Genomic DNA, 18,326 nt, shown 5'->3' on the forward strand with positions numbered 1-18,326 from the left:
AAATGGGAGTGGGAGATAGCCCACGCTTTTACGTGGCAATTTTCCGTAATCCGTGCGATATTTGCCGTCGAATTGATATTAAGGTGGAGTTTCCCATGTCTTATGCAGAACTGATTGAAGAGCAGAAGGAAGAAACGCGCGAGATTATTGCTGCGTTGCTGGAAGATGGCAGTGAGCCTGATGCGCTTTACAGCATTGAGCACCACTTTTCGGCTGATACTTTTGAGCAGTTAGAAGCTGCGGCAGCTGAAGCGTTTAAGATGGGCTTCGATGTACTGGATGCCGAAGAGCTTGAGCTAGCCCCTGAAGACGGTGGCGGTACCGTGGTATGTTTTGATGCCGTGATGGAATCAGCACTGAATGCAGAGTTGATTGACGAGCAGGCAGAGAAAATGATCCGCCTTGCAGAAAAGCACAACATTGATTACGACGGCTGGGGTACTTACTTCGAGTCGGACGAAGACGATGATGAAGACTACGAGGATGACGAGGAGTAATTCCCCGTTGATCTGACCGATTGAAAAGCTGCCCATGGGCAGCTTTTTTTGTATGTAGCCATCACGCATGCTGATGCAGGCAGAATGAAGGGACGCTTGTGGCTGCCTGCTTGTTCTGGCGCAGCCAGACTTTCTCGTGGAAGTAGTACGCAACACTGTTCAGGCTTGGCTCCAACATTGCCATGATACCACCGACAAAGGCATCACCGGTCAGCAAGTACACTACGGTAAAGGCAACGGAAAAATGGACGGTGGCAAAGCTGGCTGTTTTCCATTTTGTTTGAGTTTGACGGGCTTTCAATGTGGGTATTGATGCCCATGCCTTTTCGTGGAAATAGAAGGCCACAGTGTTGACGGAAGGCTCAATCATAGCAATCAAACTACCGATAAGGAGGTCGCCAGTCAGCATGTAAGCGACACTAAACGCAATGGTAAAATGGAGTGCGGCAAAAGTTAGTGTCTTTTTCATGATGATCTCCTCCCCTCAAGGATGTTTGGGTGTGTTGTAGGAATGCCCTGTTTCTATGTTTTCATTATTGAGAATTATTCGCGTTTAATCTAATGGCTTTTAGATATTGATTTGATAGGAACAAGCTATCAAATCGCGTGTGGTGAATGTAATTCTCTATGAGTGATGGTGCGATAAAAATCGAGGGTGGCAGGGGGCGCTTAAAACAAAAAAGGCTGGCCCGAAGGCCAACCTTTTTAACATGACACGCTTATAGGCGTGTTATTAACATTGAGCAAAGCGCTTATAGTGCAGCAATCGTTGCTTGTTGCTCAGCGAGCTTCACTAATGTTTCTTTGTAGCCATCTAGCTTCTCGCGCTCTTTGGCGATAACCGCTTCAGGTGCTTTGGCTACGAAGCCTTCGTTGCCTAGCTTGCCTTCGATGCGCTTGATTTCGCCTTCAGTCTTGGTGATCTCTTTCGCCAAGCGAGCCAGTTCTGCATCTTTGTCGATCAGACCTGCCATTGGGATCATCAGCTCAGACTTGCCAACCAATGCTGTTGCACATGCTGGTGTTTCTTCACCGGCTTCTAGCACGCGTACAGATTCTAGCTTCGCTAGGGACATCAGTACTTGCTTGTTCGCTTCAAGACGTGCGGCATCTTTTGCGTTGTCAGCTTTTAGCATCACGTCTAGCGGTTTACCTGGGTTGATGTCGTATTCGGCACGCAGGTTACGGATGCTGGTGATGAATGCTTTCACCCACTCGATGTCGTCTAGCGCTTCTTGGTTGAAGTTAGCTTCGTCGAATTGAGGCAGGGATTGCAGCATAATGGTATCGCCTTCCACACCGTCTACTAGCGGCTTGATGCTCTGCCAGATAGTTTCAGTGATGTAAGGGATCACTGGGTGAGCCAGACGCAGGGTCTTCTCAAGCACCGTGATTAGCGTACGACGAGTGCCGCGCTGCTGTGCTTCGGTGCCTTTCCATAGAACTGGCTTAGTCAGTTCTAGGTACCAGTCACAGAATTGGTTCCAGATGAACTCGTACAGGGTGTTCGCGGCCATATCCAAACGGAAGTTGTCGATATGGTTGTTGAACGCCTTCGCAGCCAGTTCAAACTGAGACTCGATCCACTTGTCCGCCAGTGAGTATTCGATCTCACCGCCGTTGAAGCCGCAATCTTGCTCTTCTGTGTTCATCATTACGTAACGGCTGGCGTTCCATAGCTTGTTACAGAAGTTACGGTAACCTTCCAGACGCTTCATGTCCCAGTTGATGTCACGGCCAGTCGATGCCATTGCTGCAAGCGTGAAACGTAGGGCGTCAGTACCGTAAGGTTCGATGCCGTTTTCAAACGTCTTACGGGTGTTCTTCTCGATCTTCGCCGCAAGTTGAGGCTGCATCATGTTACCGGTGCGCTTCTCAACCAGAGACTCAAGGTCGATACCATCGATCATGTCGATTGGGTCAAGCACGTTACCTTTCGACTTCGACATCTTGTCGCCGTTCTCGTCACGGATCAGGCCGGTTACGTAAACAGTCTTGAACGGTACCTGCGGCTTGCCGTTTTCGTCTTTCACGAAGTGCATGGTCATCATGATCATGCGGGCAACCCAGAAGAAGATGATGTCGAAACCGGTGACCAGCACGTCTGATGGGTGGAACACTTTCAGATCGTCAGTTTGCTCAGGCCAGCCTTGAGTACCGAACGTCCATAGAGCGGAAGAGAACCAAGTATCCAGAACGTCTTCGTCCTGGTGCAGTTCGATAACGCTTTCTAGGTTGTGGTTCTGGCGAACTTCGTCTTCGTTGCGGCCAACGTAGACATTGCCTTGGTTGTCGTACCAAGCCGGGATGCGGTGACCCCACCATAGCTGACGAGAGATACACCAGTCTTGAACGTCGCGCATCCAAGAGAAGTACATGTTTTCGTATTGCTTAGGTACGAATTGGATGTCGCCATTTTCAACGGCTTCAACCGCTGTTTTTGCTAGTGGTGCAGTACGTACATACCACTGGTCAGTCAGCATTGGCTCGATAACGACGCCACCACGGTCACCGTAAGGTACCTGTAGGTCGTGATCTTTGATCTCTTCAAGCAGGCCTAGTTCGTCGAACTCGGCAACAATCGCTTTACGCGCTGCGAAACGCTCCATACCGTGGTATTTAGCTGGCAGTTCTGTCGCGTAAGCGTCGCTTGGCTCACCGTTGGTGTTGAAGACTTCCGCCGCGTCACGGATGTTAGCGTCGAATGTCAGGATGTTGATCATTGGCAGGCTATGACGCTTGCCTACTTCGTAGTCGTTGAAATCGTGCGCAGGGGTGATTTTCACACAGCCTGTGCCTTTTTCCATGTCCGCGTGCTCATCGCCCACGATAGGGATGCGGCGGTCAACGATAGGCAGGATGATGTCTTTGCCGATCAGATCTTTGTAACGTGGATCTTCTGGGTTAACGGCAACACCGGTATCGCCCAGCATGGTTTCCGGACGGGTGGTGGCGACGACGATGTAATCTTTACCGTCAGCCGTTTTAACGCCATCCGCTAGTGGGTAGCGGAAGTGCCACATGTGGCCCTTGGTATCTTTGTTCTCTACTTCAAGATCAGAGATAGCGGTGTGTAGTTTAGGGTCCCAGTTAACCAGGCGCTTACCACGGTAGATAAGGTCGTCTTCGTACAGACGTACGAATACTTCCTGAACGGCGTTAGACAGACCGTCGTCCATCGTAAAGCGCTCGCGATCCCAGTCTACAGATGCGCCTAGGCGACGTAGCTGCTTAGTGATAGTACCGCCAGATTCGCCTTTCCATTCCCAGATTTTGTCGATGAAAGCTTCACGACCGTAATCGTGTTTGGTTTTGCCTTCTTCTGCAGCGATCTTACGCTCAACAACCATCTGAGTCGCGATACCCGCGTGGTCAGTACCTACCTGCCAAAGGGTGTTCTTGCCCTTCATACGCTCACAACGGATCAGGGTATCCATGATGGTATCCTGGAACGCGTGGCCCATGTGAAGGCTACCGGTGACGTTTGGCGGCGGGATCATAATGCTGTAGGCAGCTTTAGTCGTATCACCGTGAGGCTTGAAGTAGCCAGCCTCTTCCCAGCGCTGATATAGCGCCTGTTCAATTGAAGTTGGGTTGTATGTCTTTTCCATAGCGCTCTTAGAAGGATCTATGTGGAATTAAGGCGTATCAGGGGCAGTGGCGGTCTGAAGCTGGATGCCAGCTTGGCGGTATAGCTTGTAGCGTTCCCGCGCCAACTGCTTGAGTTTTTCATCGCAAGGGACGAAGTCTATCACTTGTGAGAAGGTAACGGCAAAATTTGGTGCATGTTGGCTCAAATTTATCAGTATCCCGCGTCGTCCGCTGTGGCGGAGTTCGGGCCATCCAATTTCAACCGGAGAACCACCACGGGGGCCTTCGCCGATCAAATTGTGCGGTACGAAATTATCGGGTTCCTGTTGCCATAGGTACTCATCAATGTGTTCTGCTTGGGCTTTGCTTTCCGCGAGAATATAGACTTTCTGGCCCTGGCGGTAACTCATGGCTGCTTGATGACAGGCAAAATGCAGCAGGTAGTTGTTGTCTGCGGCAAGGTGCGTTTCATCGATCATATAAAAAGTAGCATGAGTCATAGCGATAACCTATAAAACAAGAGGGCCTTTTGGCCCTCTTCTGTTGTCAATCTTACTCGACGGTTTCCTGGCCTGCTCGGTTGAGGAGGAACTGGACCAGCAATGGAACCGGACGGCCGGTCGCCCCTTTGGCCTTGCCGCCAACCCAAGCTGTCCCGGCAATATCAAGGTGAGCCCAGTTGTACTTTTTGGCAAAGCGAGACAGGAAGCAGCCTGCGGTGATTGTACCAGCGCCCGGGCTGCCCAAGTTGGCCATATCGGCAAACGGGCTTGCCAGCTGCTCTTGGTACTCGTCGCTCATCGGCAGGCGCCATGCACGGTCACCGGCTTGCTCTGATGCGTTGATCAGCTCGTGTGCCAGCGGGTTGTGGTTCGAGATCAGGCCGCTGATATGGTTGCCAAGGGCAACGACACAAGCGCCGGTGAGGGTGGCGACGTCAACGACGCATTCCGGCTCGAAACGCTCGACGTAGGTCAGGGCATCACATAGCACCAATCGACCTTCGGCATCGGTGTTGAGCACCTCAACGGTCTGGCCTGACATGGTGGTCAGGATATCACCCGGACGGTATGCACCGCCGCCAGGCATGTTTTCACAACCGGCCAATACGCCGACCACGTTGATTGGCAAGTTTAGCTTGGCCAGTGATTTCATCGCACCGAAGACCGTCGCGGCACCGCACATGTCGTATTTCATCTCGTCCATCTGGGCTGATGGCTTGATGGAAATACCGCCGGAGTCGAAGGTCAGACCCTTGCCGATCAGTACGATAGGCTTGGCTGACGGATCTGGGTTGCCCTTGTATTCGATGACCGACATCATGGCTTCGTTTTTCGAACCTTGGCCAACTGCCAGGTAAGAGGTCATGCCCAGCTCTTTCATCTCCTGCTCGCCGATGATTTTGGTCGAGACTGTCTCGAAGTCATCAGCCAGACGGCGTGCTTGGGAGGCTAGGTAGGCAGGGTTGGCCACGTTTGGCGGCATGTTGCCGAGATCTTTGCCGGCTCTGACGCCAGAGGCTACCGCTAGGCCGTGTGAAATCGCGCGTTCGCCAAGCGACAGCTCGCGGCGGGTCGGCACGTTGAACACCAGTTTGCGCAGCGGACGACGAGTCTCAGGCTTCACGCTCTTGAACTGGTTGAAGGTATACAGGCTGTCTTTGGTTGTTTCGACGGCCTGGCGGACCTTCCAGTATGTATCGCGGCCTTTGACATGCAACTCGGTCAGGAAGCAGACGGCTTCCATAGAGCCCGTTTCGTTCAGGGTGCTGATCGTTTTCTTGATGATCTGCTTGTATTGACGTTCGTCAAGCTCGCGCTCTTTACCACAACCAACCAGTAATACACGCTCAGATAATACGTTTGGTACATGGTGAAGCAGCAGCATTTGGCCAGGCTTGCCTTCGAGATCCCCGCGGCGAAGTAGCGAACTGATGTAACCTTCGCTAATCTTGTCTAGCTGTTCGGCGATGGGAGAAAGACGACGTGGTTCAAAGACGCCAACGACAATACAGGCACTGCGCTGTTTCTCGGGGCTACCACTTTTTACACTGAACTCCATGCGTACTCCTACATCCTATTAAAGACAATTAAAGCTAAATGTTAGATAATGCCGCACTTACTTGCTGGACCTCAGATTCGGTATAGGATTAAAGTGCAGGTTAACATTTAGCCGAAAGATTAAAAAATACCTAATTAACCGAAAAATTATAGTGATTCCAGTAAAAAAACAAGTTTTCTATGGGTAAATAAAGCGTGATTATTGTTCGGTATTTGACGCGTGAAACATTAAAAAGCCAATTTGCGGTGCTGTTCGTGCTTTTTCTTGTTTTTATCAGTCAAAAATTCATCCGCATTCTGGCCTCTGCGACGGAAGGCTCGATCCCCAGCGATCTGATCGTGACCTTAATGGGGCTGTACATGCCATCTATGGCATTGTTGATGCTGCCGCTGAGTTTGTACATCGGTATCTTGCTGACATTCGGCCGCCTGTATGCCGAGAGTGAAATTACGGTAATGAATGCGACGGGGATCGGGAATAAGTTCTTGATTCAAGCTGCATTATGCTTGGCTATTATCACCGGTACCATCGCTGCGTTCAATGCCTTGTGGCTAGCTCCGTGGAGTGTCGAGCAGGAAACGCAAGTGATGGAGAAGGTTGAGGCCGACTCGGGGCTGGATCTGTTGGTCAAGGGCCAGTTCCAGGCGGCTCCCGATGGCAAGGGCGTCGTGTTCGTCAACGACATTACCGATAACGGTACCCGGTTGCACAAAGTGTTTGTTGCCCAGCTCGCTGCCAAAGATGCCTTGCGTCCAAGTGTGATGGTGGCGGATCGTGGCTTTGTCAGTGAACTGCCTGATGGTCGCCAGATTCTCGATTTGAAAGACGGTACCCGCTATGAGGGGGTTCCGACTCGGCTTGATTATTCCATTACGGATTTTGACGGCTACCAAGCTCTGATCGGCCAGCGCGCGGTGCGTGAAAAAAGCCGAGATTGGGATGCATTGCCAACGCTCGAGCTGATGAAACGCCCGGAACTGGCTGCAAAAGCCGAGTTTCAGTGGCGGGTTTCGCTGGTGCTATGTATCCCTATTTTGACAATGGTTGTTGTTCCGCTGTCGGCGGTCAATCCGCGTCAGGGACGTTTTGCCAAATTGGTGCCAGCCGTTTTGATTTATCTTGCCTACTTCTTGGCGATCAGTGCGGCCAAATCGGCGGTAGAAGACGGGGGGATGCCATCGGCCATTGGCTTGTGGTCAATCAATATTGTTACCTTCATCATCGCAGTGGGGCTCAATAGCTGGGATACCTTACCGATGCGTAAGTTAAGAGAAAAAATGCGGAGACGTGGCTAATGTTTAAGATTCTTGATTTATACATTGGCCGTACGATCATTGCGACATCGGCACTGACCTTGTCTACCTTGGTTGGCTTGTCGGCTATCATCAAGTATGTCGAGCAGTTGCGCAAAGTTGGCGAGGGTACGTATGACTTGTGGAAGGCATTGGCGTACGTGCTTCTGAGCATTCCCCGAGACATTGAAATGTTCTTCCCAATGGCAGTATTGCTGGGGGCGTTGATTGGTCTGGGAATGCTAGCTTCGAGCTCTGAGCTGGTGGTAATGCAGGCGGCGGGTTTTTCCAAGCTTGATATCGGTTTGTCGGTGCTGAAAACGGCAGTGCCTTTGATGATCCTTGTGATGTTGCTGGGGCAGTGGGGGGCACCTGAGGCCCAGAAGTCGGCCCGCGAGCTGCGTGCGCTGTGGACATCTGGCGGCAATATGCTTTCTGTCCAGCGTGGTGTTTGGGCGAAGGACAACAACGATTATATTTACATTGGCCGGGTTCATGAGCAGAAGCAGCTTTACGCTATCAACATCTGGCAATTCAATGATAAGGATCAGCTAGAGTCTACGACCTTTGCTGAATCTGCTGATTTTGAGCCTGAAAAGGGCTGGGTACTCAAGGATGTGACGGTCACGACCATGGGCGAAACTCAGCAGACCAAGCAGTCTTTCCCAGAGCAGGTTTGGAAAACCACGTTGACCCCTGACAAGCTGGCGGTGGTAACGGTTAAGCCTGAAGAGCTTGCCCTTTCTGGGGTGTATGATTACGTGACGTACCTCAAGGACTCCAAGCAGGATGCCTCGCGTTATGAGCTGGCATTTTGGCGTAAGGCGCTCCAGCCGGTTTCGATTGCGGTGATGATGCTGCTGGCGCTGTCGTTTGTCTTCGGTCCGCTGCGTTCGGTGACGATGGGGGCGAGGGTGCTCTCTGGGGTTATTTTTGGTTTCGCCTTTTATATTTCCAATGAGGTGTTCGGGCCGATGAGTATCGTTTACCGCTTACACCCTATTGTTGGCGCACTGGGGCCGAGCTTGGTCTTCTTGCTGATCACTATTTACTTGTTGCGGCGTAAACTCTAGCCCTCATATCGTCACAAACAAAAAAGGAGCCATTGGCTCCTTTTTTGTTATCTCCATTATATGGCCTTATCGAGGACTATCATTTCGCACTCGGCCATGATGTCTTGGAATGATTGCTTTCTGGTGCTGAAAGGGGCGAGCAGGTTGCCGAGACCGAATGCTGAGGTGGCCAGCCTGATCAAAGCTTGGGTAGGGCGGATTGGACTCCCGTCGCTATTTTGCAGGCGCAATTTCCATGCCCGCATCCCCAAGGTTTGCCCGGCTTGGCACCAAAAATACGTGAAAAAGCTAATAGCGACCGTGACTAGGTAGCTAGAGTAAAGAATGCTGGCACTCGGGTGTCGGCTCATGTAGTCGCTGATATCGAGATAGCCGCTGGTATTAATGATACCAAGGCTACTTAGTCCGGCCGTCAGTGCGACACCGACACCGCCTGCAAGCATCAGGACTGCGATAATGATAAGGCTATCGTATAACCAAGCGCCAAGGCGGCGGAAAAGGCTTGGGTAGTTGTTGCTGGGGATAACATCCTGTTGTCTGGACTTTTTCACGTACGTACCTGTGGTCGAGTTTTCAATTTTCGCGCAGTGTACCAAGTTAGGGTGGCGGGGTGAATGGGGGCGATCTCGTAATTGAGAGCCTCGCAGCAAGCTAATGGGCGGGGGCTGGCTATAGTTATCAGAGTCTGGTGACAAAAGCCCGTTAGGCATTGTTGCTTACTACCTATGAGGTAAATCAACCGTTGAGGACTCGAACTATGGCAGAGAGTAATAACCACACAACGAACTGGCCAGAGTTGGCAGAGGCGTTATACGACAAGCTGACGGAGCGACATGCTCAACTCACGTATGATTTTGATCATGTTGAGATCAGTGTACCGAGCGGGACAGGGGATAGCCCTGACCATTCCGTTTGGAAGGTGAACGGCAGTATCTCTATCCGTGCCAAAAACTTGGATAAATAATGCTTTTTTTGCACGGTAAACTCGAGCTGGCACTTGGGCGTAGCCAGGTGCGGGTGAGGGCAAGGAAGCAGGTGCTTATTGCAAGGGTTATTGATGCTACGGATTTTCTCCGTGAGCTTGCCCGCCTTCAGCGCTATTGGCGTCAGGCGGGATTTTCGCGACGAATAAGCGAGATGGGGAGCAATTATACCTGCTATCTTTGCTTGTCTAGAACCGCAGTGGTTCGGCTTACGCTTCGACAGGGATGGTTTGCTCGCCTATTGCCGATTAAGGTGACGGTGCTAAAAGGATACCGAGAGTGGCTTCGGCTTGTTTTTGAACACTATATTGTCGCTCCAAGCGCATGATGCGAAAGTAAATTGTTCAATATGAGCGCTTTGTGTTCCGTTGATCGTTTTTTTTGAAATTCTAACTATTTGGTGCTTGCGTCTGATCTCGCGATACGTATAATGAGCCACATCAGCCCGGGTGGCGAAATTGGTAGACGCAGCGGATTCAAAATCCGCCGGTGAATAACTGTGCCGGTTCAAGTCCGGCCCCGGGCACCATATTTAAGTAAAAAGCCTCGACGAAAGTCGGGGCTTTTTGCTATCTCCCGTTTGTCATTTTTCCCTAAAATAAGAATTCACGTAAAAAGTAGGTTGTGGTGCTATAAGCGGCCCGATGATCGATCACGGCTCGATTTCGTCGTACTTAAACCTATGAGACCACTCTGGTGACATGGATTTATTGTTCTGTTTGGTATCATTTCATCTTTTATCCTTTCTTACGTATATCTATTTTACTTTGTATATATCAGGTTAGTGCTGGAACTCTATGATTTTATATATATTTCCGTGAGTAACCAAAGGCATATAAATACTAACCCCAACATTGTTGCTATTTTTATCAATATATACTGACGTTCATTATGTATTATTTTTTATTTATTTACCTGTTGAAGTGAGATAGCGCTCACGCTAAATGCAACCGGTTGCGCTTTTGTGTTTTGTTTCTTTTGTATACAATTTTTATGTTGAATATGACGTGGAATAAATGGAGAGCAATATGAAAAAAATATTACTTTGTTGCAGTGCCGGTATGTCTACAAGCATGTTGGTTCAAAGGATGGAAAAAGCGGCCCAGGCCCGAGGGTTGGAATGTAAGATCGAAGCACATCCTGTCAGTAGTTTTGAACAGACAATCCAGGAATTTGATGTTTGTTTACTGGGTCCGCAAGTACGATTCCAGTTAGATAGCCTTAGGGATAGCGCGGCTCAGTACGGCAAGAAGGTCGATGCAATATCTCCGATGGCATACGGTATGATGAAAGGGGAAGATGTGCTCGATCAGGCCCTTTCTTTGATTTCGTAAAATATTGCCAGCATATATGCTGGCAGTCTTTAAATATAAACATGCGTTGTACTCTGCGTGCATTTCGCTGGGGATGTTTATATGTAAATAATAAGGAATGTTGAGATGAAAATTTACGATAAGGTAATGACTGTCGTAGAGAAACATATAGCTCCGCTAGCCGCTAAAATAGGGTCTCAAAAACATGTAAGGGCAATGAGGGATGGTTTTATTATTGCCATGCCATTTATTATTGTCGGTAGCTTTATTCTAATATTCGCGTTCCCGCCATTTGCCGAAGATACGCAAAATGGATTTGGTCGAGCTTGGCTTGATTTTGCGACGAAGAATTTTGACGCCATTATGATGCCTTACAATATGTCGATGGGGATAATGACGATATTTGTATCCCTGGGGGTCGCTTATAGTCTGGCTCGTGCCTATGCAATGGATGGGATCACCTGTGCTTGTTTGTCGCTGATGAGCTTTCTTCTGATAGCGGCTCCGGCAACGGATGGTGGTTTGCCGGCCGGGCATATGGGGGGAACCGGGATCTTTACTGCGGTATTAACGGCATTTTTCTCTGTGGAACTTGTTCGTTTTCTGCAACGGCACAACATCACGATCCGTATGCCGGAGCAGGTACCGCCGGCAATTGCTCGCTGTTTTGAAATGCTAATCCCTGTATTGATTGTTTTTTTAACGCTGTATCCGCTGAGTCTGTTTGCTCAAAGCCAGTTTGGGATGTTGATCCCTGATGCTGTGATGCAGCTTTTTAAACCGCTAGTTAGTGCGTCAAATACCCTGCCTGCAATTATTGGTGCGCTGCTGGTTTCACAGTTGCTGTGGTTTGCTGGTATTCATGGCGCTGCGATCGTTGTTGGCCTGCTGTCTCCTATCTTTTTGACCAACATCGGTGCCAATACCGCTGCGTTTGTCGCGGGTGAGCCTATTCCTAATATCTTTACCCAGCCATTTTGGGATTTCTATATCTTCATCGGTGGTTCGGGGGCAACTTTGGCGCTGGCTATTCTGATGGTATTTAGCCGCTCTGTGCACCTACGTAGTCTCGGCCGGATGAGTGCTGTTCCGGGGTTCTTCCAAATCAATGAGCCAATCATATTTGGAGCTCCGATAGTCATGAACCCAATGCTATTTATTCCTTTTGTCTTTGCTCCGATTGTTAATGCCGTTATTGCGTACATTGCGGTACATGGGGGCCTTGTGGGAATGGGGGTAGCAACAACGCCGTGGACGACCCCGGCTATTATTGGTGCTTCGTGGGGAGCCGGGTGGACATTCGCTCCTGTGTTGTTGGTTCTGGGGCTGCTGGTCATAGATTTGCTGATTTATCTGCCATTTTTCCGGATGTTTGAAAAGCAGCTGCTTGAGCAGGAAGGTAAAACGGAGGTTTCTTCCTCCTCTAAAGAGGTTAGCGGCGAAGGCGTTACGGCCTAAGGAATAAAGGCTTGCTGATATGCGGCAAGCCTCTTTTTGACAAGGAGAGAACAATGGATCAAGAAGCTGTGGTTATGGAAATTATCGTCAATGCAGGTGAGGCAAGAAGTCTGTGTTACGAATCATTGGCAAAGGCTCGGGCTGGTGAGTGGGAGTTGGCTGATCAAATGTTAGCCCAGGCTCAATCGTGTATTAATAAAGCGCATTTAGTTCAAACCCAGCTTATTGAAGCTGACATGGGGGAGGGCAAGGTACCGATGACTTTGGTGATGGTTCATGCGCAGGACCATTTGATGACGACAATTCTGGCGCATGAGCTGGTGAAGGAAATGGTTCATCTTTATAAAAGCCGGGAAAGCAAGGAGGCGGTATGAACAAACCAGCATTGAAGCTCGCCATTATTGGCGGGGGGAGCAGCTATACCCCTGAACTTGTGGAAGGCATTATCAACCGTATCGAGCGGTTACCTGTTAGAGAGATCCATTTTGTCGACGTCGAGTCTGGGCGTGAAAAAATGGCAATTATTGAAGCCCTGACACGCCGGATGATTGCCCGTGCAGGCGTGGAGATAGACATCAAGGCATCGTTTGATCGACGAGCTGCAATAACAGGGGCTGACTTTGTTCTTACTCAGTTTCGTGTCGGCGGGCTGCAGGCTCGCGCTAATGATGAGAGGATCCCGTTAAAGTACGGGGTCATAGGCCAAGAAACTACGGGCCCGGGTGGGTTTGCCAAAGCGCTTCGAACGATTCCTGTGATATTGGATATTTGCCGTGATATCGAGGAGCTTGCCCCTGATTCTTGGCTGTTAAATTTCACAAACCCTGCAGGGCTGGTTACTGAGGCGGTAAACAAATTCACAAAGGTTAAGGCTATCGGATTATGTAATGTACCTGTGTCGATGAGAATGATGATCGCAGAGATGATGGAATGTACCCCTGAAGAACTCTCGCTAGAGTGTGCGGGGCTAAATCATCTGCTTTGGGCACACAGGGCATGGATTGATGGCAAAGACGTGACGGATGAGGTTCTTCAGAAAGTAGGCGATGGTGCGACTTATACGATGAAGAACATCAGCGAGGAACCCTGGGATCCTGAGTTTCTCAAGGCTCTGGGTGCGATTCCGTGCCCGTATCACCGCTATTTCTATCAGACAGATGCCATGCTGGCAGAAGAAAAAGCCGCAGCCGAATCACAGGGAACGCGGGCAGAGCAAGTCATGGAAACGGAGCAGTCGTTGTTTGAACTTTATAAAGACGAGTCGTTGGCGACAAAACCGACCGAACTGGAGAGTCGGGGAGGGGCATATTATTCGGATGCCTCACTTAATCTCATAGACTCTATTTACAATGATTTGAAGTCATTGCATGTCGTCAATGTGGCTAATAATGGTGCGATTCCTAACTTACCCGATGATGCTGTAATTGAATGCAGCGCCGTTGTCGGCGGGTGGGGGGCAAGGCCGTTGGCGGTGGGGACATTGCCGGTCGCGATCTCTGGATTGGTTGCGCAGGTAAAAGCCTATGAGCAACTAACGGTTGAGGCTGCTGTCCACGGTGATTACGACAAGGGGCTTATGGCGCTGGCATGTAACCCTCTAGTTCCTGATATCAGCAAAGCCAAGCTGATTTTCGATGATATCCTCAAAATAAATCATGACTATTTGCCGCAATTTGGTCGTTCGTGATAGGAGTGGTGCCGAAGATATCTCTGGTATTTGGCTATATCTGATACCTGAGATCATCGGGTGAAATGGATAGGGTTATGACGAAGGCGAAAGCCAAGGAGGCAACATTGCATGTGATTTTTAATGCTGATGATTTTGGGTTAACCCGTGGTGTAAACCTTGGAATTGTGGATGCATGCCGGTACGGCGTCGTTCGGTCAACAACGTTAATGGTAGGGATGTCTGCCGAGGAGGATGCGGTTTTGCTGGCCTCTCAGACACCTGAATTAAAAGTTGGACTGCATGTTCGTTTGACTGCTGGGCGGTCTTTGACATCAGCGGAAAGTCTGGTTGATGCGGCGGGGAAATTTATCACCAAAGAAGAGTTTTGGCGGACACAAGAATTTGACAGGCAGGCATTGGAAGCCGAAGTGGTTGCGCAAGTTGAACGCTTTTTGTCGTTGGGGATCCACCTAAGCCACTTAGATAGTCATCATCATGTTCATTTGCATCCGGCTGTTTTACCAGTGTTTCAGACAATCGCTCGAGATTATGGTGTGCCGCTTAGATGTGCGGTCCCTTGCTTGGATAGGTATAGAAGGGGAAGGTATGCCTTTGATGATGGCTTTTATAGTGACGGTGTGAGTTTGGAAAATGTACTGGCTATTGTCGATAAACATAACGAGGATTGTGATGTTTTGGAGATCATGACTCATCCTGCGTTTATTGATGCCCCTTTATTGGCGGCGAGTGCTTATGATTGCGCGAGGGCCACGGAGTTAGCGGTACTTACAGCACCTGAGCTCAAGGCGCAATTAGCATTACGAGGCGTGACGATAGCGGATTATTCGATATTGTCAGATTGGTAATAGATGAGTACCGGTGAAATAACAAAGAGGTACATGTTAGTTCTATTTTGCTTGGCATGACGAGTAGCCAGGTGTAAAACGTTTGACAGGTATTCAGGCAGGGAAGGTATGGCTGGACATGGCAAGTATTAAAGACGTTGCGACATTGGCAGGCGTTCACCGTTCAACAGTATCTAGGATCATCAACGGTGAAGGTACGTTTCGGGCTGATACCCGGCGTAAGGTCGAATGCGCGATGGCAGAACTGAATTATCGGCCTAGTGCTATTGCCCGTTCGTTAGCGACGGCCTCAAGTAATATGGCCGGGCTTTTGGTGACGTTTTATACTGGGGGATTTTTTGGTGAAATGATGGGGCAGGTTCAAGAAGAACTTGATCGATCAAATAAATTTTTGATTACTGCACAGGGCCACTTGTCTGCCGATGGGGAGCGGGAGGCAATTCGTCGTTTCCATGACTTACGCTGTGAGGGGTATGTCCTCAATAGCCGTTATCTTTCCGATGATGAGCTCAGATCATTGGCAGAAGAACCCACGCCTTTCGTCTTACTAGATCGTATTGTCCCAGGGCTCGAGGACCGTTGTATTAGTTTTGATCATACACAGGCAGCTAAATTAGCTGTTCAGCATCTTATTGCTAATGGGCATCAGAATATCGCCTGTATCACGGGGCCGGCAGGAAGAAGCAGTAGTCAGGCTCGCTATCTTGGGTATATGGATGCCTTACGTGAGTCAGGTATAGTTGTAAATCCACGGCTTTGTGTGGAAGGTAACTATGAGCGGGAAAGTGGGTATCTCGCTGTTCAATCCCTATATCAGTCATCACCGCCATTTACTGCTTTGTTTTCATGTAACGAGGAGATGATGCTGGGGGCTGTTCAGTATTTCCATGAACATAAAATTAATATTCCTGATCAGGTTTCATTAATTAGCTTTGACAGTGTGGGCTTGTGTTCGAGTTTGTATCCCATGCTTTCAGAAGTACATTTTCCTATAAGAGATATGGCTCGTGCTGCGGTGCAGCTTCTAATGGCTCAAATTGCAGCGAAGGGCAATGCGGTTAACGATGTAGTTATTGAGCGTCGATTTAAGCCTGAATTGATCGATCGGCTGAGTGTTCGGGCATTAAAAAAATAAATAGAAAAAAAAATTGTATAACTGAGCGTTATGCGTATAATGCGACTCCATGCCCGGGTGGCGAAATTGGTAGACGCAGCGGATTCAAAATCCGCCGGTGAATAACTGTGCCGGTTCAAGTCCGGCCCCGGGCACCATATTTAAATGACAAAGCCTCGACGAAAGTCGGGGCTTTGTTGTATCTAGCACAATCAAAAGCTTACCTCAGCTTTCCTTTCCTGTTATCAGCAAAAATCTCTCCTCAATAACCTCAATTTATCAACCCTGAAATTTTGCCCATGGTCCATCTATGGCTCATCGCATGACGATTCTGTGCTCAAGGGAATCCTAGTAAACCCAACAAACTCCGGTTACTGCAAACTCGCAAGCCAGTATTGCCAAGGGTTGTGGTGTGTAAGAACCGGCTAGACTACGACGTACTTTTACTAAGAAAGTCGTTATTGATGGTACAGAGTACCCTAGTATGCGTCAGGCTGCGAAAGAGCTTGGCGTGGCGCAAAGTACACTGATGAATCGCATAAACGCTGGCATTAGTGTTAATGGTGACCTAACTCCCAATGAGTCAGAATGATTATATTGGGAAAACTATAAAACCGTGACCAATTTTAGTTGACCACTACAGTCTAGATGCTGACTATACGGAGCTAGAAACTCATTAAACAACAAATTAAACATTGATAGGTAGGAATCTAATGCGCCATTTTGAATCTGGTGATTATAACCATAATGGTTCTGTTTATGACTATTCAAAAGACTATGTGAATGGTGATAGGTGGGCTTTAGAACCAGAACCAATAGAAGGTTATGCTTATTTTTATTCTTTCGAACATGCTAAACAGTGGAGTATTGAAACTGGTAACAGTTTTCAACCTGTAATTTTCAACAAAGAAAGATTCTATGAATCTAAATTAATGTTTAAAACATCTAAACTTGAACAGTGGTATAGACTAGATTTAATTGTTATGTCAGTGTTAGAAGCTGAACACGCAAAAGATTATTTTAATAATGAATAATTAAATCTTAATGGCATTAAGATGGTGTGTTAGGTCAGAGTGAACGCATGAGTTAACTTTATAGGAGTGTTTTAGGTCGAGATTCTTGTGGCGAACAATAGTCAAAGAGAATGGGGTTATAGATTTCTGCTTGCTCTACTTTGGTTGGTAATCACATGCCGGAAAGTCACCATGGATTTTGGTGTGAATATTACCATAACTAATTGTTTATATACGCGTTTTTAGCGTATCGCTAGGGATTCAAAATCCGCCGGTGAATAACTGTGCCGGTTCAAGTCCGGCCCCGGGCACCATATTTAAATGACAAAGCCTCGACGAAAGTCGGGGCTTTGTTGTATCTGGAAGCTTCCATTTATTCCGTTCGATTTTAGTATTTGTTAAAAACGTTAACTCAAAGATGATATCATCAGCGCTTCTCTCAATGATCGATACCCTATGGTGAGTATCTCTTCAGTGACAGAGGCTGATTGTAACGGTTTATTTAAAGAATGAATGTGTAATGAGAATTCCCCAGCGACTACAACCACTTGTTGATGATGGCTTAATTGACGAAGTGTTATCCCAATTGATGAGTGGTAAAGAAGCCTCGGTCTATGTTGTGCGTAGCAGAGGATAGATCTGTTGTGCAAAAGTCTATAAAGAGATAGATCAACGTAGCTTTAAGCAGGCTGTGGCGTACCGTGAAGGACGCAAAGTTCGTAATAGCCGTAGAGCCCGTGCAATGGAAAAAGGTTCTAAATTCGGCAGGGATGAGCAAGAGAAAGTGTGGCAGCAAGCGGAAGTGGATGCGCTGTCGAGCTTACAGAAAGCCAATGTGCGTGTACCAACACCTTATGGTTGCTTTGATGGCGTGCTGTTGATGGAGCTCATCACTGATAACGAAGGCTCGGTAGCCCCTCGTCTGAATGATGTCACTCTCACCAAGGAGCAGGCATTAAGAGATCATGACGTGATGATAAAGTATGTGGCTCGCATGCTTTGTGTTGGTATTGTGCATGGCGATCTCTCAGAGTTTAATGTGTTGGTTGATGGACAAGGCCCGGTGATTATTGATTTACCGCAGGCTGTCGATGCCTCAGCAAACAATAATGCGAAATGGATGTTAGAGCGTGATGTAAAAAACATGACGAACTATTATGGCCAATATGCACCTTTACAGTACGCAAAAGAAATGTGGGCGTTATTTGAGGCTGGAGAGCTTACGCCTGAAACCGTGTTGACGGGGCATTTTGTGGTAAGTGATGAAGATGCGGATATTGATGGCCTGATGGCGGAAATAAATGCGGTAATGGAAGAGGCCGTATTGCGTAAAGCTCGCTTACTTGATGAGCAAGAGACTGATTAACCTGATTTTATAACTATTGATGATAGTGCT

Annotated in this window: 17 protein-coding genes, 2 tRNA genes and 1 pseudogene; 15 read left to right on the forward strand and 5 right to left on the reverse strand. The window is 48.5% G+C overall.

The window, feature by feature from the left end; translation table 11 throughout:
- The first annotated feature begins 95 nt into the window (after positions 1-95).
- Entirely contained in the window at positions 96-497 is a 402-nt protein-coding gene (rraB, locus tag ACSF8X_RS04480) for a ribonuclease E inhibitor RraB (RefSeq protein WP_047881023.1), read from the forward strand.
- A gap of 61 nt (positions 498-558) precedes the next feature.
- Here rraB and ACSF8X_RS04485 read toward each other — a convergent pair whose 3' ends face one another.
- The 4 genes from ACSF8X_RS04485 to pepA all read right to left on the reverse strand — a co-directional run bounded on the left by ACSF8X_RS04485 (position 559) and on the right by pepA (position 6,149).
- Entirely contained in the window at positions 559-966 is a 408-nt protein-coding gene (locus tag ACSF8X_RS04485) for a DUF2061 domain-containing protein (RefSeq protein ID WP_500850788.1), read from the reverse strand.
- A gap of 283 nt (positions 967-1,249) precedes the next feature.
- Positions 1,250-4,108 (reverse strand): valine--tRNA ligase, encoded by a 2,859-nt coding sequence (locus ACSF8X_RS04490; RefSeq protein WP_500850789.1) that lies wholly within the window; start codon positions 4,106-4,108, stop codon positions 1,250-1,252.
- Between the two features lie 27 nt (positions 4,109-4,135).
- Positions 4,136-4,588 carry a DNA polymerase III subunit chi gene (locus tag ACSF8X_RS04495; RefSeq protein WP_500850790.1) on the reverse strand — a complete coding sequence of 151 codons (453 nt, stop codon included), beginning with the start codon at positions 4,586-4,588 and terminating at the stop codon, positions 4,136-4,138.
- Between the two features lie 52 nt (positions 4,589-4,640).
- Complete coding sequence (gene pepA, locus ACSF8X_RS04500) at positions 4,641-6,149, reverse strand: leucyl aminopeptidase (RefSeq protein ID WP_047881027.1); 1,509 nt, start codon at positions 6,147-6,149, stop codon at positions 4,641-4,643.
- 194 nt (positions 6,150-6,343) lie between these two features.
- On the opposite strand from pepA, the gene lptF reads away from it, so the two are divergent.
- Together lptF and lptG are read left to right on the forward strand one after the other, a co-directional pair.
- Positions 6,344-7,444 (forward strand): LPS export ABC transporter permease LptF, encoded by a 1,101-nt coding sequence (lptF, locus tag ACSF8X_RS04505; protein WP_047881028.1) that lies wholly within the window; start codon positions 6,344-6,346, stop codon positions 7,442-7,444.
- Entirely contained in the window at positions 7,444-8,514 is a 1,071-nt protein-coding gene (gene lptG, locus ACSF8X_RS04510; protein ID WP_047881029.1) for an LPS export ABC transporter permease LptG, read from the forward strand. The genes lptF and lptG overlap by 1 nt, the downstream gene beginning before the upstream one ends.
- A 56-nt stretch (positions 8,515-8,570) precedes the next feature.
- On the opposite strand, the gene ACSF8X_RS04515 is transcribed toward lptG, so the two are convergent.
- Positions 8,571-9,065: an RDD family protein gene (locus tag ACSF8X_RS04515; RefSeq protein WP_240478377.1), complete on the reverse strand. Its 495-nt coding sequence runs from the start codon at positions 9,063-9,065 to the stop codon at positions 8,571-8,573.
- Positions 9,066-9,271: 206 nt separating this feature from the next.
- Between ACSF8X_RS04515 and ACSF8X_RS04520 the strand changes: the two genes are divergently transcribed.
- The 12 genes and pseudogenes from ACSF8X_RS04520 to ACSF8X_RS04575 all read left to right on the forward strand — a co-directional run bounded on the left by ACSF8X_RS04520 (position 9,272) and on the right by ACSF8X_RS04575 (position 18,296).
- Positions 9,272-9,478 carry a hypothetical protein gene (locus ACSF8X_RS04520; RefSeq protein ID WP_047881030.1) on the forward strand — a complete coding sequence of 69 codons (207 nt, stop codon included), beginning with the start codon at positions 9,272-9,274 and terminating at the stop codon, positions 9,476-9,478.
- 462 nt (positions 9,479-9,940) lie between these two features.
- A tRNA-Leu gene (locus ACSF8X_RS04525) sits at positions 9,941-10,026 on the forward strand.
- Between the two features lie 499 nt (positions 10,027-10,525).
- Complete coding sequence (locus tag ACSF8X_RS04530) at positions 10,526-10,831, forward strand: PTS sugar transporter subunit IIB (RefSeq protein ID WP_047881032.1); 306 nt, start codon at positions 10,526-10,528, stop codon at positions 10,829-10,831.
- A 105-nt stretch (positions 10,832-10,936) separates the two neighbouring features.
- On the forward strand, positions 10,937-12,268 hold the full coding sequence (locus ACSF8X_RS04535; RefSeq protein ID WP_047881033.1) for a PTS sugar transporter subunit IIC: 1,332 nt from the start codon (positions 10,937-10,939) through the stop codon (positions 12,266-12,268).
- A gap of 53 nt (positions 12,269-12,321) precedes the next feature.
- On the forward strand, positions 12,322-12,642 hold the full coding sequence (locus ACSF8X_RS04540) for a PTS lactose/cellobiose transporter subunit IIA (RefSeq protein ID WP_500850791.1): 321 nt from the start codon (positions 12,322-12,324) through the stop codon (positions 12,640-12,642).
- Complete coding sequence (locus ACSF8X_RS04545) at positions 12,639-13,955, forward strand: 6-phospho-beta-glucosidase (protein WP_500850792.1); 1,317 nt, start codon at positions 12,639-12,641, stop codon at positions 13,953-13,955. The genes ACSF8X_RS04540 and ACSF8X_RS04545 overlap by 4 nt, the downstream gene beginning before the upstream one ends.
- 107 nt (positions 13,956-14,062) lie before the next feature.
- Positions 14,063-14,803: a chitin disaccharide deacetylase gene (chbG, locus tag ACSF8X_RS04550; protein ID WP_500851139.1), complete on the forward strand. Its 741-nt coding sequence runs from the start codon at positions 14,063-14,065 to the stop codon at positions 14,801-14,803.
- Between the two features lie 118 nt (positions 14,804-14,921).
- Positions 14,922-15,938, forward strand: a complete 1,017-nt coding sequence (locus ACSF8X_RS04555; RefSeq protein WP_500851140.1) for a LacI family DNA-binding transcriptional regulator — start codon at positions 14,922-14,924, stop codon at positions 15,936-15,938.
- A 51-nt stretch (positions 15,939-15,989) separates the two neighbouring features.
- Positions 15,990-16,075 (forward strand) — tRNA-Leu (locus ACSF8X_RS04560).
- Between the two features lie 302 nt (positions 16,076-16,377).
- On the forward strand, positions 16,378-16,509 hold the full coding sequence (locus ACSF8X_RS04565; protein WP_500851141.1) for a hypothetical protein: 132 nt from the start codon (positions 16,378-16,380) through the stop codon (positions 16,507-16,509).
- A gap of 121 nt (positions 16,510-16,630) precedes the next feature.
- On the forward strand, positions 16,631-16,951 hold the full coding sequence (locus ACSF8X_RS04570; RefSeq protein ID WP_500850793.1) for a hypothetical protein: 321 nt from the start codon (positions 16,631-16,633) through the stop codon (positions 16,949-16,951).
- Between the two features lie 499 nt (positions 16,952-17,450).
- Positions 17,451-18,296, forward strand: a pseudogene (locus ACSF8X_RS04575) (PA4780 family RIO1-like protein kinase).
- Positions 18,297-18,326: the final 30 nt, after the last annotated feature.

It is taken from the genome of Photobacterium panuliri (genome assembly GCF_059920555.1).

Bases quoted from the DNA above. Each gene is read 5' to 3' on its own strand.
- ACSF8X_RS04490 (WP_500850789.1), bottom strand. From the start codon at position 4,108: ATGGAAAAGACATACAACCCAACTTCAATTGAACAGGCGCTATATCAG.
- ACSF8X_RS04535 (WP_047881033.1), top strand. From the start codon at position 10,937: ATGAAAATTTACGATAAGGTAATGACTGTCGTAGAGAAACATATAGCT.
- lptG (WP_047881029.1), top strand. From the start codon at position 7,444: ATGTTTAAGATTCTTGATTTATACATTGGCCGTACGATCATTGCGACA.
- pepA (WP_047881027.1), bottom strand. From the start codon at position 6,149: ATGGAGTTCAGTGTAAAAAGTGGTAGCCCCGAGAAACAGCGCAGTGCC.
- ACSF8X_RS04540 (WP_500850791.1), top strand. From the start codon at position 12,322: ATGGATCAAGAAGCTGTGGTTATGGAAATTATCGTCAATGCAGGTGAG.
- ACSF8X_RS04520 (WP_047881030.1), top strand. From the start codon at position 9,272: ATGGCAGAGAGTAATAACCACACAACGAACTGGCCAGAGTTGGCAGAG.
- ACSF8X_RS04495 (WP_500850790.1), bottom strand. From the start codon at position 4,588: ATGACTCATGCTACTTTTTATATGATCGATGAAACGCACCTTGCCGCA.
- ACSF8X_RS04555 (WP_500851140.1), top strand. From the start codon at position 14,922: ATGGCAAGTATTAAAGACGTTGCGACATTGGCAGGCGTTCACCGTTCA.
- ACSF8X_RS04530 (WP_047881032.1), top strand. From the start codon at position 10,526: ATGAAAAAAATATTACTTTGTTGCAGTGCCGGTATGTCTACAAGCATG.
- ACSF8X_RS04570 (WP_500850793.1), top strand. From the start codon at position 16,631: ATGCGCCATTTTGAATCTGGTGATTATAACCATAATGGTTCTGTTTAT.
- ACSF8X_RS04545 (WP_500850792.1), top strand. From the start codon at position 12,639: ATGAACAAACCAGCATTGAAGCTCGCCATTATTGGCGGGGGGAGCAGC.
- rraB (WP_047881023.1), top strand. From the start codon at position 96: ATGTCTTATGCAGAACTGATTGAAGAGCAGAAGGAAGAAACGCGCGAG.
- ACSF8X_RS04485 (WP_500850788.1), bottom strand. From the start codon at position 966: ATGAAAAAGACACTAACTTTTGCCGCACTCCATTTTACCATTGCGTTT.